This is a genomic window from Staphylococcus warneri, from assembly GCF_900636385.1.
Taxonomy (GTDB): Bacteria; Bacillota; Bacilli; order Staphylococcales; family Staphylococcaceae; genus Staphylococcus; species Staphylococcus warneri.
In genome coordinates this window covers 419,717-435,642 of record NZ_LR134269.1, presented here as the reverse complement: position 1 = coordinate 435,642, position 15,926 = coordinate 419,717, and the positions used below count along the sequence as shown (strand labels likewise).

The 15,926-nt window shown below is 35.1% G+C and carries 13 protein-coding genes and 3 pseudogenes; 7 read left to right on the top strand and 9 right to left on the bottom strand.

The window, feature by feature from the left end:
• The first annotated feature begins 5 nt into the window (after positions 1-5).
• Positions 6-404 carry an arsenate reductase (thioredoxin) gene (gene arsC / locus EL082_RS01960; RefSeq protein ID WP_002467075.1) on the top strand — a complete coding sequence of 133 codons (399 nt, stop codon included), beginning with the start codon at positions 6-8 and terminating at the stop codon, positions 402-404.
• Between the two features lie 60 nt (positions 405-464).
• On the opposite strand, the gene EL082_RS01955 is transcribed toward arsC, so the two are convergent.
• The gene (locus EL082_RS01955; RefSeq protein WP_015364708.1) at positions 465-932 is read right to left on the bottom strand and encodes a YehR family lipoprotein; all 468 of its coding nucleotides are present in this window, start codon (positions 930-932) and stop codon (positions 465-467) included.
• Positions 933-1,091: 159 nt separating this feature from the next.
• Between EL082_RS01955 and EL082_RS01950 the strand changes: the two genes are divergently transcribed.
• Positions 1,092-2,168 (top strand): M42 family metallopeptidase, encoded by a 1,077-nt coding sequence (locus EL082_RS01950; RefSeq protein ID WP_002467092.1) that lies wholly within the window; start codon positions 1,092-1,094, stop codon positions 2,166-2,168.
• A 24-nt stretch (positions 2,169-2,192) separates the two neighbouring features.
• Positions 2,193-2,363: a hypothetical protein gene (locus EL082_RS11895; RefSeq protein ID WP_002467070.1), complete on the top strand. Its 171-nt coding sequence runs from the start codon at positions 2,193-2,195 to the stop codon at positions 2,361-2,363.
• Positions 2,364-2,431: 68 nt separating this feature from the next.
• Here the strand turns inward: EL082_RS11895 and EL082_RS01945 are convergent, their stop codons facing one another.
• Entirely contained in the window at positions 2,432-3,250 is an 819-nt protein-coding gene (locus EL082_RS01945; RefSeq protein WP_002467067.1) for an SDR family oxidoreductase, read from the bottom strand.
• 256 nt (positions 3,251-3,506) lie between these two features.
• Here EL082_RS01945 and EL082_RS01940 point away from each other — a divergent pair, with 256 nt between their 5' ends.
• The 3 genes from EL082_RS01940 to EL082_RS01930 all read left to right on the top strand — a co-directional run bounded on the left by EL082_RS01940 (position 3,507) and on the right by EL082_RS01930 (position 9,032).
• On the top strand, positions 3,507-5,045 hold the full coding sequence (locus tag EL082_RS01940; RefSeq protein WP_002467085.1) for an AbgT family transporter: 1,539 nt from the start codon (positions 3,507-3,509) through the stop codon (positions 5,043-5,045).
• 227 nt (positions 5,046-5,272) lie between these two features.
• A complete protein-coding gene (gene ppx, locus EL082_RS01935; RefSeq protein ID WP_103286183.1) occupies positions 5,273-6,805 on the top strand; it encodes an exopolyphosphatase in 1,533 nt (510 codons plus the stop codon).
• A gap of 61 nt (positions 6,806-6,866) precedes the next feature.
• Positions 6,867-9,032, top strand: coding sequence for an RNA degradosome polyphosphate kinase (locus tag EL082_RS01930; RefSeq protein ID WP_103286184.1), 2,166 nt, complete (start codon positions 6,867-6,869; stop codon positions 9,030-9,032).
• Between the two features lie 49 nt (positions 9,033-9,081).
• Here the strand turns inward: EL082_RS01930 and EL082_RS01925 are convergent, their stop codons facing one another.
• Both EL082_RS01925 and EL082_RS01920 read right to left on the bottom strand, forming a co-directional pair.
• Positions 9,082-10,314, bottom strand: coding sequence for an acetylornithine deacetylase (locus tag EL082_RS01925; RefSeq protein ID WP_103286185.1), 1,233 nt, complete (start codon positions 10,312-10,314; stop codon positions 9,082-9,084).
• A gap of 83 nt (positions 10,315-10,397) precedes the next feature.
• Positions 10,398-11,093: an SDR family oxidoreductase gene (locus EL082_RS01920; protein ID WP_002467073.1), complete on the bottom strand. Its 696-nt coding sequence runs from the start codon at positions 11,091-11,093 to the stop codon at positions 10,398-10,400.
• 190 nt (positions 11,094-11,283) lie between these two features.
• Between EL082_RS01920 and EL082_RS01915 the strand changes: the two genes are divergently transcribed.
• Positions 11,284-11,571: a DUF1413 domain-containing protein gene (locus tag EL082_RS01915; RefSeq protein ID WP_002467066.1), complete on the top strand. Its 288-nt coding sequence runs from the start codon at positions 11,284-11,286 to the stop codon at positions 11,569-11,571.
• A 138-nt stretch (positions 11,572-11,709) separates the two neighbouring features.
• On the opposite strand, the gene EL082_RS01910 is transcribed toward EL082_RS01915, so the two are convergent.
• The 5 genes and pseudogenes from EL082_RS01910 to EL082_RS12155 all read right to left on the bottom strand — a co-directional run.
• Complete coding sequence (locus EL082_RS01910) at positions 11,710-11,901, bottom strand: hypothetical protein (protein WP_002450408.1); 192 nt, start codon at positions 11,899-11,901, stop codon at positions 11,710-11,712.
• Between the two features lie 237 nt (positions 11,902-12,138).
• Positions 12,139-13,277, bottom strand: a pseudogene (locus EL082_RS01905) (FAD-dependent oxidoreductase).
• Positions 13,278-13,498: 221 nt separating this feature from the next.
• Positions 13,499-14,434, bottom strand: a complete 936-nt coding sequence (locus EL082_RS01900) for an alpha/beta hydrolase family protein (RefSeq protein WP_002467091.1) — start codon at positions 14,432-14,434, stop codon at positions 13,499-13,501.
• A gap of 207 nt (positions 14,435-14,641) precedes the next feature.
• A pseudogene (locus EL082_RS01895) lies at positions 14,642-15,532 on the bottom strand (dihydrolipoamide acetyltransferase family protein); the annotation flags it as partial.
• Between the two features lie 216 nt (positions 15,533-15,748).
• A pseudogene (locus tag EL082_RS12155) lies at positions 15,749-15,877 on the bottom strand (biotin/lipoyl-containing protein); the annotation flags it as partial.
• Positions 15,878-15,926 lie beyond the last annotated feature (49 nt).

Sequence of the window (15,926 nt, the reverse complement as noted above, 5' to 3'; positions counted from 1 at the left end):
TAAGCATGGCAAAGAAAATCATTTATTTCATCTGTACTGGTAATTCGTGTCGTAGTCAAATGGCTCATGGCTTTGCTGACAATATATTAGATTCAAATTGGGATGTATATTCAGGTGGTATTGAAACACATGGTGTGAATCCAAAGGCTATCGAAGCGATGAAAGAAGTCAATATCGATATTTCACATCATACATCCGATTTAATACAACAAGATATTCTAGATCGTGCTGATTTAGTTGTTACATTGTGTAGCCATGCAGATCAACATTGTCCAACATTGCCACCTTCAGTTAAGAAAGAACATTGGGGTTTCGACGATCCAGCTGGTAAAGATTGGTCAGAATTCCAACGTGTTAGAGATGAAATTAAAGCCGCTATTGAAGACTTTAGTCAAAAGCAATAGAACAAATAAAATTAAGAGCCAGTACATGCGTTGCCATTTGCATGTACTGGCTCTTGTATTTTAATCATCATGATCGGTCATATTACTTTTTTCTTTTAAACCGTTACGTTTCATTTGGCTAACGGTTTTATCTAAACTTACTTTATTATTTTTACCTTTAACTGATACAAAGCCTAATTTTTTCTTCAATTGATCGATATCGGCTTTTTCATAATCGATATCTATATGTTCAACTGCTTTATCATCTTTGTAATCAATTTTGAATGATACACCTTTGTCACCTTTAAAGGCCTTCTCATCTTTCTTTAACATGTCTTTGGCTTGATCTTTATCAATACCTAAATCATCATATTTCAAAGTACCTATTGTAGATTGTTTCAGTACTTCGTCTCCTTTATATGTGAGCGACGTAATAATCTGTTTACCATTAACGTCACCCTCGAACGTTTTCGTTTGCTCTTTACTACAAGCAGCTAGTGTGATTGCGCTTAATGCGATAACCACTATAAGTGAAACTAGTTTTTTCATATGATCGCCTTCTCTCACCTGTTTGTTGGGGCAATGGTACCATTACCTGATTTATTATTGATATTAATATACCCTTATTCCATAAACATTTCCATCAATACATATCAATAAATGTGCTATGTTAAACTATAAGTAACTAATGATTGGGAGGATGATGGTATGACTGATTCAATACAATTACTGAAAGAACTGACTGCCGCCAATGGTATTGCAGGTCGAGAAATGCAAGTTAAGTCTATAATGAAAGATTATTTATCACCAGTTAGTGATGCGATTGTAGAAGATAATTTGGGTGGCATATTCGGTAAAAAGACTGCAACAAATGGTTCTAAATCTATTTTAATATCAGGACATATGGATGAAGTGGGTTTCTTAGTAACCAAAATTGATAAAGATGGCTTTTTATCTTTTAATCCAATTGGTGGTTGGTGGAACCAAGTGATGCTTTCTCAAAAAGTCACTGTTACAACAGATGATGGTAAAGCATTAAGAGGTATTATTGGTTCTAAGCCACCACATATTCTTTCACCTGAAGAACGTAAGAAAACCGTAGATATTAAAAATATGTATATCGATATTGGTGTGAATAGTAAGGAAGAAGCTGAACAAGCCGGTGTGTCTGTTGGCAATATGGTCACACCATACAGTGAATTTGAAACACTAGCGAATGATAAATATATGACTGCTAAGGCATTTGATAATCGATATGGTTGTGCATTAGCTATCGATGTTCTCAATGAATTAAAAGATGAAGCTATAGATATTAACTTATATTCGGGTGCCACAGTACAAGAAGAAGTTGGATTACGTGGTGCGAAAGTGGCTGCACAAACTATTCAACCTGACTTAGCCATTGCAGTAGACGTGGCAGTCGCATTTGATACACCAGGCATGTCTGGTCAAACAAGTGATAGTTATTTAGGTGGTGGCCCTGTTGTCATTATGATGGATGCTTCAAGCATTGCGCACGAAGGATTGCGTCAACATGTCAAAGATGTCGCCAAACAACATCATATCGACGTTCAATGGGATACAACGCCAGGTGGTGGTACAGATGCAGGTAGTATCCATGTTGCGAATGAAGGTATACCTACTATAACACTGGGCATCGCCCTGCGTTATATGCACTCTAATGTATCAGTGATTCATAAAGATGATTATGATCGTTCGGTACGTCTAGTTGCTGAAATTGTACGATCATTAAATGATCATACTTATAACAATATCAAATGGTAAGGTAATCCTTTGGGAGGTGACTTTATGAGACTATTTGGCGCTTTAAAATGTTCTCATTGTCAACGTGAACTTAAAGAAGATGAGCCTATCTATATTAAAGTTAAAGGTAATGATCTTCATGGATATACTCACTTAAGCGGTTGGGCCGACCAACAATATAAGTTATGTGAAGCATGTGCGAAACAACTTAAATAGTATTTAAGCCAAGATGTCTGCTATTTCCTGGGACATCTTGGCTTATTATTTTTAATAATTTTGCTTTATTATTTGATTGATTTTTTCCAACTATCATCACTTAACATTTCACCTGGCCATGTGTACGCCATCACGCCACCGTCAATACGAATCGTTTCACCTGTAATAAATGAACTATCATCAGATGCTAAGAATGTTACTAATTTACCTACTTCATCTGGTGTACCTAATCGTCCTAATGGTGTCACCCATTTTTGATTTTCACGGAATGTTTGACCCGCTTCATCTTGAGCCGTACCAGCTAAATTATCTACTAATGGTGTTTCTATTGTGCCCGGTGCAATCGCATTAGCACGGATATTGTCACGACCATATTCAATAGCAATGGATTTCGTAAAGTTAATCACTGCACCTTTAGCAGCATTATAACCAGAACGATAAAGATCTGCTGCTTGCCCAGAGAATGAAGCTGTATTAATGATTGAACCACCATTATCCATCATTAACGGTAAAAGGAATTTCGTTACTAAGAATGTACCTCTCATATCTACACCCATAATTTTATCAAATACTTCAACTGGGTATTCATGAATACGTCCTGCACCATTATCAACACCCGCATTATTAAATAGTACATCTACATGCCCGAATTCTGATTTAATCTGATTAGCAAACGCTTGAACTTGTTGTTCATCAGAAATATCTACTTGAAATGCAGTCGCTTGTCCACCTTGTTGTTTAATATCTTCAACTGTTTGATCTAATTGATCAGAAATGTCTAAAGCCAAGACGTGTGCACCTTCTTGGGCTAATACATTGGCAGAAGCTTGACCAATACCTGTACTTGCACCTGTCACAACTGCGACTTTATTCTCTAAACGTTTCATATAACGTCACTCTCCTCAATATTTTGCTAAAATGAAATCTTACTATTGTTGTTCCACTTTCATAATAGGACTAAACGCCGTTATGACAATGATAGCGTTTTAATTCAAAATGAATATTTCATATCTCGCACATACACATCGAATTTACATTTACTAACGAATCATATATACTTCTTTTTAAATTTCAGAAAATTCTTATCATTATATGTAATATTTGCTATACTTTTAGATAATTTAACTAAGGAGTGGTTCATGAATGGCAACAAACTCAAAACAAAAACCATCAATCGTTAGTAAATTTTTAAATGGGGTCGAATGGGTAGGTAATAAATTGCCTGATCCGACGGTACTCTTCTTCTTAATGTGTGTCGGCCTTGCTATTATTACATGGTTCGTCTCTTTATTTAATGTTTCCGTTAAACATCCAGGTAACGGTGAAACTATTCATATCAAAAGTATTCTCAGTCATGATGGCTTTGCCATGATTATGAATGATGCTATTAAGAACTTTTCTGAATTCCCTGCACTTGGCCTCGTATTAGGTGTCATGATTGGTATTGGTGCCGCTGAAAAATCTGGGTATTTCGATAAACTCATGATTTCAGTAGTAAACAGAGCACCAAAGAAGTTAATCGTTCCTACCATCATTTTAATTGGTATTGTCGGAAGTACAGCTGGTGATGCAGCAACGATTATCTTACCACCTTTAGCGGCTATGCTATTTATCAAGATTGGTTATCACCCTATCGCAGGTCTAGCAATGGCATATGCATCAGCTGTGGGCGGATTTGCTGCCAATTTAGTCGTAGGTATGCAAGATGCGTTAGTCTATTCATTTACTGAACCTGCCACAAGAATCGTCTCAGATCATATTAAAACCAATGTGGCTATGAACTGGTATTTCATTGCGGCCAGTGTAGTTGTGTTATTACCTACCATCCACTTAGTGACAACAAAGTTAATTATTCCTAGGCTTGGTAAATATGATGATTCAGATGCACACGATGACATGGAAGAGACGTCTTCTCACATCACACCTATAGAGAAAAAGGCATTATTTTGGGCAAATATGAGTTTTATCGTCTTACTTGTATTACTCATCATTTGCGCTATCCCAGAACATAGTTTTTTAAGAAATGCTAAAACAGGTAGTCTACTTGATGATGCACCTTTAATTAATGGTGTCGGCCTCATTATCTTAGTCATCTTCTTAGTACCGGGCGTGATATACGGCGTCTTAAGTCATGAAATTAAAAATACTAAGGATTTAGGACAAATGATTACTGATTCAATGTCATCTATGGGTTCATTCATTGTCATTGTATTCTTTGCAGCACAACTACTCGCATTCCTAGAATGGAGTAACCTTGGTGTGATTACAGCAGTCAAGGGTGCCAAATTACTACAACATCAAAATGGTATTGTACTGATTATTGGTGTCATCTTCCTAAGTGCACTCGTCAATATGCTAGTGGGTAGCGCCTCTGCTAAATGGGGTATCTTAGCACCTATCTTTGTGCCAATGCTCATTTTAGTCGGCTTCCACCCTGCCTTTACACAAGCTATATACCGAGTAGGTGATTCCATTACCAATCCAATCACACCAATGATGCCTTACCTACCGTTGTTGTTATCTTATGCTCAAAAGTATGATAAAAACATGAAACTCGGCACCCTACTTTCAAGTCTAATGCCATATTCAATCGCCTTAACGATTGTATGGACACTATTCACACTCATTTGGTTCTTACTAGGTATTCCAGTCGGACCTGGTGGACCACTACATGTAAAATAAATAGAATGCATCATCTTAAAGCCACTTCCAACAGACATGGAAGTGGCTTATTTTCAAGTACAATTAATAAAGAAAACATGTTGAACTTAGACAATCTTTTTTGATTTACAAAAAGATGAAATTTTCTTAGAAAAATACCTTAAAATTCTTTTCATTTTATATAACTCATGTAAAATAAAATTAAACAGGGGTATGACAATTGTTCCCATAAAACATAGGAGGCAGTGATGGAAGAACGTATTGGTTTAATAGATATTGGTTCAAATACCATTCGTCTTGTTATTTTTGGATTTGATAAAGACACAGGCTTGAATGAAATACTGAATATTAAGACACCCGCACGTCTAAGTCAGTATTTAACTAAAGATAACGACATGAACGATGAAGGGATTCAAGTACTTACAGACGCGTTAAGTAGCTTTAATAAAGTAGCAACGAAATTCAAAGTAGACGAATTACATCCAATTGCAACAGCAGCGATTCGTCAATCAAATAATCAACAAGATATTATCAAAAAAGTTAAAAAAGACACAGGGGTAGAGATTAAAATTGTCCCTGAAGAAGATGAAGCGTTTTACGGTTATTATGCCATTTCGCATACAACTGATATTGAAAATGGTGTCTCCGTCGATATCGGGGGCGGATCTACAGAGGTCACTTTATTTAAAGATAAAAAATTAAAGGCTGCACATAGCTTTCCATTTGGTGTTGTCTCACTCAAACGTCAATTCTTTGGTGATAAAGATCATAATGATAAATCAGCGATTAAAAGTATGGAGAAATTCTTATCAGAGCAATTCGGTCAACTTGACTGGCTTAATGATCAAGATGTCGCACTCGTTGGCGTAGGTGGCTCAGCACGAAATGTAGCTCGAATTCATCAATCAGAACATTCTTACCCTATCGGTGGCGTTCATAACTACACGATGTCCGATAGAGATATCGAGGAAGTCTATGATTTAATTCGAAAAAGCTCAAGAGACGACTTAACAAATCTAGACGGATTAAGTCGCGACCGTGTAGATATTATCCTACCTGCCGTTTCAGTCTTTAAAACACTATACAAGAAAGTGGATGCGACACAATTTACATTCTCTAGAAAAGGTATTCGCGAAGGTTATGTAATGAATCTCATTCGCCAACGTTATCCAGAAGAATTTTCAAAAGATAATGTAAGACAAGATGCTTTACGCCATTTAGCAAACGAATATCACATTGAAGAAAGCAGTGCTAATGGTCGTCTTAAACTAGCAGAATCACTATTATCACAACTATTAAAACGTTCAGATCTTAAATTAAGCGACAAAGATAAAGAGCTCTTCGTTGAAGGTGCGTATCTTTATTATCTAGGTAGCTTTATCGATTCTGATTCAAGTTCACCACATACCTACTATCTAATTGCTAACTCAATGATCAACGGCTTTTCACATAAAGATCGTGTGAAGTTAGCATTACTTGCAAGTTTTAAAAATAAATCACTACTTAAGTTCTACTGCAAAGAAACACATTGGTTCGGTAGTAAAGAGACCGAAACGATTCAATCCTTAGGTGGTATTATCAAATTTGTGAATGCACTCAATATTTCTCATACAAGCTTTGTTGAAGAAGTTGAACTCAAAGCGAAGAAAGACGATAAATATGAGCTTCACGTGTTCTACAAAGGGGAACCCATCGCCGAAGAATATCAAGCAAATCGTCAGAAAAAGCATATTGAAAAGATATTAAAAGGTAAAGTAACGATCGTCTTTACAAAATCTTAATAATTGTATGATATTTTTAAACTATATGAGTATATAAAAAACGATGAGGTGTTTTAAGCGTATGCAAACTCAATTGGGAGAAAAGGATATTAATTTACCACAATACTATAACAACCGGGAGTTAAGTTGGTTAGACTTTAACTATAGAGTTTTAGAAGAAGCCTATGATTTTAGTAATCCACTACTCGAGAAATTAAATTTCGTATCAATTTTTAGTTCAAATTTAGATGAATTTTTCATGGTGCGTGTTGCAGGACTCAAAGATCAGGTCAAAATGGGCTATGATAAACCTGAAAACAAAGCACAAATGACACCTCAAGAGCAATTAGAAGCTATTAAAAAGAAAAATACAGAGTATGTTAACATTCAATACAATCGCTACAATGAATTAATTGAAGAGTTGCGTAACTATGAAATTGAAATGGCTCAACCTGAGGACTTATCAGAATCTCTTTTAACTAGACTAGAGAATGAATTTAAAACGAAAATTCTACCTACATTAACGCCATTAGGTATAGATGCCTATCATCCATTTCCAAAATTGAATAATAAAAGTTTAAATATCTTTGTAGATATCGATACGGAAGATGCAATTAATTCAGCAATTGTTCAGATTCCATCATTAATACCTAGATTTTTAACTTTAAACGAGGGGTATAAGCAATATGTGTTAATGGTTGAAGATGTTGTTACATTCTTTATTAATCAACTGTTCGTTGGTTACGAAGTATTAAACACATTTGCTTTCCGTATCACAAGAAATGCAGATTTAACAATTCACGAAGAAGGTGCAGAAGACTTATTAATTGAAATAGAACGCTTCTTAAAAGAACGTAAAAGTGGTTCGGCCGTGCGTTTAGAAGTGGATGGTCGTACTGCTGTACGTGAAGATATTGGTTGGATTATGGATCAACTCGAAGTTAAAGATGACGACGTCTATTTTGTAGACGGTCCTTTAGATTTAACTTTCTTATTTGGTTTAGTTGATCACTTATCTCACAAGTTAAGTTATTTAACTTACGATAAATACACACCGCAAGTGCCTCGTTCACTTGGCTATAACAACATTTATCAATTAGCTTTGGAACGTGACATTTTCTTCCATCATCCTTATGAATCATTTGAACCTATTGTCGATTTTATTAGAGAAGCTGCCGAAGATCCTAATACCATTGCGATTAAACAAACGTTATATCGTGTAAGTAAAGATTCCCCTATTATCAAGAGCTTGAAAGAAGCTGCCGAAAAAGGTAAACAAGTAACGGTACTTGTAGAATTAAAAGCACGTTTCGACGAAGAAAATAACGTTCATTGGGCACGTATGTTAGAAGATGCGGGTTGCCATGTGATTTATGGTATGACTCATCTGAAAACACATAGTAAAATCGCATTAGTCGTGAAGAAAATTGCTGGTGAATTAACATCATTTGTACATCTTGGTACAGGAAACTATAATGACAAAACTGCAAAATTATATACTGATATGGGTATTATTACGACGAACAACGAAATTGCAGAAGATGCGATTAACTTCTTTAATTACTTAAGTGGCTATTCGGTTAAACCACAATATAACAAGTTGATTGTGGCACCATTTGATATACGAGATGTCTTTATTGATCGCATTGATAAAGAGATTAGTAGTCATTTAGAACATGGTAATGGGAAAATCATGATGAAGATGAACTCATTAACAGATAAAGCGATTATTGAAAAATTATTTGAAGCATCACAAGCTGGTGTGAAAATCCAATTAATTATTCGTGGTATTTGTTGTTTAAAACCAGGCATCCCTGGCATCAGTGAAAATATTGAAGTTGTAAGTATCGTTGGTAGATTACTTGAACATTCTCGAATTTATTACTTCCATAATAATGGAGACGAACGTATCTACCTATCATCAGCCGATGTAATGACACGTAATATGATCAAACGTGTAGAAATCTTATTCCCTGTTGAAGATAAAAACATTGCCGCACGTTTATTAGACTTTATGAACTTACAGTTATCAGATAACCAAAAAGGTCGTTATCAAGATCAATATGGTAATTATCATTATATCGAAAATAATTCGTCACCATTAAATTCTCAAGCCTACTTGATGCAAATTGCACTTAAATATGGACAAGAATTAAAACGTCAAAGCGCGCAACCATCTGGTCGTGCCGTGCGTTCTAAACGTGGTGGCAGTTGGGTCAGTCGTTTACGCGATACGCTCAAACGTTAATATGATATATAAATTAAGGGTTGGAACGTCGTCGTTCCAGCCCTTTTACTTATTTTTCAGGATATTCATACCAATGTTTTAAAAATTGATATAGTACTTCACTATATTTTTTAAGTTCTTCATTTTGTATTTTTTCATTAACGCTATGCGCTTCTTCTAGACTGCCCGGTCCATATAAGATGGTTGGAATATCAAAATGTGCAATCCATCCACCATCAGTCACTGTCGTACTCATACCATGTCTTAATGGTGCTTGATGTACTGTTTGGTGTGCTTGTTGTAATTGATGAAAACCAGGGTGATCTACTGGGACGGTAAAGCTAGGGAATATTTCTCCCTTATCTTCAATCATAGATGTACCGCCCCACTCAAACTCAAGTGGATTGTCCTTTAGCCACACATCAGCTTGCGCCACACGATTTAAATAATCTTCGATCTCAGTTACTACATCTTCGTATGACTCATTTGGTAAATAATGTACTGTAATCCATAATCGACATTCATCAGCAATAAATGCTGGGTGTCTGCCACCTTCAATCACAGCAGGGTTAATGGTATTGGCCCCTGCTGGCATATCTGGATAATGCTTCATTACAGCCCAATGTCGTTCGAGTTCATTCAATGCTTGGATGATTTTAGTCATTTTTTCAATGGCACTCGCACCAAATAATCCACCACCTGCGTGAATAGTTTGATGACGGGCACCATCATGTATTGTATTTTTACTTTTAACTGTAATCCAACCTGTAATGACACCACCCTGTCCTAGCACTTGATTCTCACTAGTATCTAATACAAGCGCTAGATCACCTTTAGGTCCTACTTCACACGCACGTTTAGTACCTGCTTCACCTACTTCTTCACCAACCACTGACTGAACAATAATGTCACCTTTAGGTCGATGTCCTTCTTGATGTAATCGTTCTAAAACATAAAATAAAGATGACATGCCACCTTTCATATCACTGACACCTCTACCATATAACCAATCTTGGTGCTCCGTAAGTTGGAATGGTGGATACGTCCAGTATTGATCATCTTCTACAGAGGCAACATCGATATGACCGTTTAAAATTAATTTAGGTGCTTGGGCATCTGTGCCTTTAAGCGTGCCAATGACCACACTATCATGCTCATACATTGCTTCACGTTGTATGGTAAAGTCAAGTTGTTTTAACAATTGTACGATATCATCTTGTAATGGATCTGTGTTCCGACCTGGTGGACTTTCCGTATGATAACTGACTAACCATTCTAATAACTCAAATTGAAGTTGATTCAATTTACATCCCGTCCTTCATGTAAAATGATTTTATAAAAACGTTTACAATTTAAGTCTATCATGGTTAGGATTTGAATTAAATATTATACAGGTCGTACAGTTACTTCGTTAACATTCACATGACTAGGTTGTGTTAATGCATAAATGGCAGCATCAGCAATATTTTGCGCTTCTAACTTTTTACGACCATTAAAGTCGTAATGCTCTGTTAATGGTGTTTCAACCATACCTGGTGAAATGCTAGTGACTTTGACACCTGTTTTAGCTAATTCTTTTTCTAATCCTTGAGTGATTGTATGCACTGCCGCTTTCGTAGCACTGTATATCGCACTACCTTTCGTTACTTCAAATCCTGAAATAGATGCGATATTGATAATATGACCACTTGATTGTTCTAATAATGTTGGTAATGCCGCTTGTACTGTATATAACGTACCTTTAATATTCACATCAATCATTGAATCCCAATCTTCTACTTTATAATCTGTGATTTTAGAGGATTTCATTTGACCTGCGCTATTTACAACGATGTCTAATCCACCAAAGCTTGTTTTAGCAGTATCAATTAATGATTCTACTTCACGTTGATTAGTTACATCTGTAGCTACCACTTTAACTTGATTGCTATCAAATTTTGTAGCAACTGCATTGAGTTTATCTGTATTTCTTCCAGCTAAAACAACTTTAACACCTTGATTTCCTAGAGCAGTTGCGATTGCTTCACCAATACCGCTTCCTGCACCTGTAACGACTGCAACTTTATCTTTTAATTGATTCATCTTCAAAACTCCTTTTTATTTATCATTATTTTATAATTACCAATGACACTACTAAGTTAAACGTTTGTGAATTCTTATCATTACTTAGCATGTTTCAAACATTTGAAAATCATGATTGTAAAAATCATTTATAAGTTATAAAGTTAATATGTAACTATCATACATGTTTTGGAATTATAGGGGGCAAATAATGACTTTTCATGATCGTATATTAAAATTAAGAGAACACAATCACCGCACAGCATTTGAATTTCGTTTCGAAGACTTATTTAGTAAAGAAGAATGGTTAGATATGTCTATCGCTGATCAAAAATCTGCAGAAAAGCAATTCCAACGTGACATTAATCAAATGAGTGATGTCAGAATGCCATTCGCTAGTGCAGATAAAGCAAAAAACAAAATGTTCAATCTTATCTATGCCTATAACGGTATCAAAAAGAACTTTAAAGTCGTAGAAGACCAACAACATTCAAAATAATTCAAAAAAGACCGTACCTCATTTGAGATACGGTCTTTATAAACATTTCCAGAATTATACGGGGGGTATAATAATGATGCCTTCAATTGCTCACCAATGAAGGCAAGGTGTTAATTTACGATTAGGAGTCAAAATGAATTAGTTTGTCACTAATGTTTTTCGTTCTAAGCCATAGTAGTATAGTCTTTCAGCATCGATATAGGGGATTGAATCGATAGTTAAATAGCCATCTTTAATGTCGCCAATAATACCTTGGTTCACACCGGTATTGACATAGATTTCATAGCTACTTACATCAGAGAAAACAAGCTCTTCAATTACTTTTCTCACTTTTATCACTCCAACATGTCTTATTCCTTACAATTCATATACTACACCATTTTTCAGAAAATAAAAGGTGTTTGTGATTGTTTTCACAAAAATATCACTTTTTAAAGATTGTAAAAATAATGTCAACTTTCATATAACCTCTACCGTTGCAAGATCAATCGTGATTTGAATGATTCATTTCTATTTTTTACTAACTACTATCTCTTTATTTTTTATTCAATCCTCATTATTTAAAGTCTATTCCATAACTGAAGTGAAAAAAGCTGTCATTTGTTCTGCAGCGTCTTTACTAAACATCACTTCTAAATTATCTTGAGATTCTTGAGCACTTTCTTTGGAAACAGCATACATCTCTTGTTCATATTGTGCAACTGCAGTATCTAAATCTTGAGATTCTTTGATTGCATTGGCTAATAAATAGGCATCATATAAAGCCATATTGACACCTTCACCTGCAAATGGACTCATTAAATGGGCTCTGCATCACCAATCAGTGTGACGTTACCAATACTTTCCCAAGTAAATCCTATTGGCAATTTATAAATGCGTCGTAATAGCATATCATCACTAGCATATTCGATATAATGTTTTAATTCTGGTGACCAATCTGCAAAGTCTTGTTGTAATAATTGTTGTTTAATTTCATCAGAAGACATCGCTTTATATTGATCCAATTGATTCACATCCATTAAATATGATACATAAGCTTTAATACGTCCGTCACCATTCAATTGTCCTAATATTGCCTTATGATCACCAAATGCCATCATTTTTCCATTTTTATTGAATTGAGCTAAATCTGGATGGTCTTCTTTAACATTATTAATATTTAATTCAACCATTGATATATCATTATATTCTACATCTACATCTGTAATATGGTTTCGAACTTTAGAAAAGGCACCATCTGCACCTATAACTAAGTCAAATGTTTGTGATTGTCCTTCTTTAAACGTTACTTCTACTTGACCATTATCAAGTTGATTTAAATGACTAAATGTATAGCCATATTGTACCGTAGAAGGTGCCAATTGATTCATGATAATATCACAAAGTTCTCCACGATCGATTTCAGGACGTGAGCCTTCACCTTCAGCATCTTCTTCAAATAAGATAGTACCATCTTTGGATACGACGCGTGTGTCTTCACCTTCATAACGTGCTAAATCTTTAAATGCTTGATAAATATTCGCTTCCTTCAAAGCAAGTTGACCACTATCATCATGAATATCAAGTGAACCACCACGATCTTTGTTTACATTAGGATCTGCTTTTTCATAAATAGCAACTTCGTGCCCTTGTTGTTGTAATAATAGACCAAGCATTAATCCTCCAGGTCCGCCACCCATAATTCCAATACGTTTTAACTCTTTCATATTCAACACTCCTTAGCATTTTTGACTATATTTAATATTGCTCGTTGATTGCTTATCTTTGTTTGTTTATTTAGTTAGATATCTAACTATTTATTGGATGTTGTCATTCTATTCCTTTTATTTGTAAAGTGCAAGTATTAAATACAAATTTTTATATTTAATATTAAAAAGGAGAACTAAGCTCAATAGATAGCTTAATCCTCCTTGCTCTGAAAGTATCTTTACTCTTCTTTTGAAAAAACATCGGCTATATTTGTATCATTTTTAATTATATTTTGAGCTGTTTCCCAACTATCATGTTCGATATCAAGGATATGTCTCAAATATGCCCATGTCGTATGTTGTAGTAAATCAATTCTTTGTGGGTTTTCGTCAGTAGTTTCCTTTGCCTCATATCCAGCAATACCACCAAGTGAATGTTCTGCATCATATAATTTTAATAAACTTTTCTTCCCTGGACTTAGGTAATAAGGATCTTCCATCCATTCAGGTCCTAAATGAGTTAATGGCGATTGATCTTTATCACCGACCACAACAAGTGCTGGTTTCGTCATATATTGAAATGTTGGATTTAAAAACGGCATATGGTCTTTTGCAAATTGAGTTAAATTGTCGCCACCTTCTCCAGCTGTCGCTAATAAAATCCCTCCTTTTACTCTATCATCTGATAAGTCCGTCGTCTCTTTAGTATCAGGGTACATGACTTGTAAACCTAGTAAGTTTCCAGCCGTTTGTCCACCGAATGAATGACCAATTGTAGCTATTCTATTCTTATCTAACCTTCCACTTAAACCTGGAACTTGCGCTTCAATATATGATAGATGGTCTAAAATTGATTTTAAATCTTCGACTCTATGACGCCAAATATCTGGTTGTCTAGAATCATCCTGAGCTAAACCTATTGTTCTAGAATCTAAATGTGTCCCTTGAATTACGACAAATCCATGTGATGCCCAAAAATCAGTAAGTGGTTCATATGCATGCATAGATGAACCAAATCCATGCGCAAATAAAATAATAGGTAAATGCTTACCTTCAGATGGCATACTCACCTTAACCTGTAATTCCTCTCCACGATTAGATGGGGTAGGAATAGAAATTGGCTTAATCGTCATCATTGGCACTTCATTATTTATGTCAAATTTAAATTCATTCATTTTAAATACCTCTCGATTTATCTTGATTTTCATTATTTTGCAATAAGTATAAAAAATATACTTATAATTGGAGTTTAAATTCATATTTACCTAAATGCAAAAATTTTACCTTCTTATATATTTTAAAGTACAAAAAGAAATGTCTTGAGGTTTCTATAATAGATAACATCAAGACATTTCCTTATTTTAATATCAAGTTTTCTAATTTTATAAAATGAGTAAATATGGATTTTCGATATATTTAGCTAATACTTTTAGGAATTCTGCTGCGCCTGCACCGTCTAATATTTGATGGTCGAATGTTAAACTTAGTGGAATTCGAGACACTTGTTTAACATTGCCGTTATCCATAACAACTTCTTGTGCTAATGCGCCTATACCTAAAATACCTGTTTCACCAACATTTAATATTGGTGTGAAGTATTCAATTTCACTTGCCCCCATATTCGTAATCGTAAACGTAGCGCCTTGTAATTGTATATCATTTGTTCTACCTTCACGCACCGCTTCAGAAGACTGTTTAATTTCATTGGCAAGTGCACCAACACTTTTAGTATCTGCTTGTGTGATAACGGGTACCATTAATCCATCTTCAAGTGATGTTGCTATACCTAAGTGGACGTCATCATATTCCGTTAATGTGCCATTTTCATAACGTGCATTAATAGCGCCATAATCTTTAAGGGCTAAGACCACTGCTTTAGCAAGTAATGTTGTGACAGTTAATTTAACATCTTGCCCTGCGTTTTGTAGCTCACCTTTTAATTTATCTTTAAATTCTAATAGGTGATCAGCATCTACTTTACGATGTAACGTCAACTGAGCAGTATTTTGAAGACTTTGTCTCATATTTTGAGCAATATTTTTACGCATTGGACTTAAGCCTTCACCGACATTTCCTGCTGCTAAGTTTGCAGTTTCAGATGTATCTTGTTGCGATTCGCTAGACTTATGATCTGCTTGATCATAACCATTTTCAAGTACACGTTGGATATCTAATTTAGTTATACGTTGATTACCACCTGTACCATTAATACGTGTAATATCTAGGTCTTCTTTGTCAGCCATTTTACGTGCTAATGGAGAAATAAATAGACGTTGTTCTTGAGATGCGTCTTCTTGACTAGGCTGCTGAACTTTGACTTCTTGATTTGCATTTCCGTTATCTGCATCACTTTCTTTTGCTTCATCATTAGTTTCATCTTTAGAATTATTTTCTTCAGATTGTTGCTGCGTTGATTCGCCTTCTTCTCCAATAACACCAAGCACTGCTTTAACTTTTGCTTCTTCTCCTGCTTGTACATTGATTTTTAATAATGTACCTGATGCTGGTGCTTCTACGTCTTGTGTTAACTTTTCAGAACTAATTGTGACAATACTGTCTCCTTCATTGACTGTATCACCTTCTGATTTAAACCATTCTTCAACAGTTCCTTCTTTCATTGTCATTCCTAATTTCGGCATTATAATATTTTCACTCATGCTTCACACC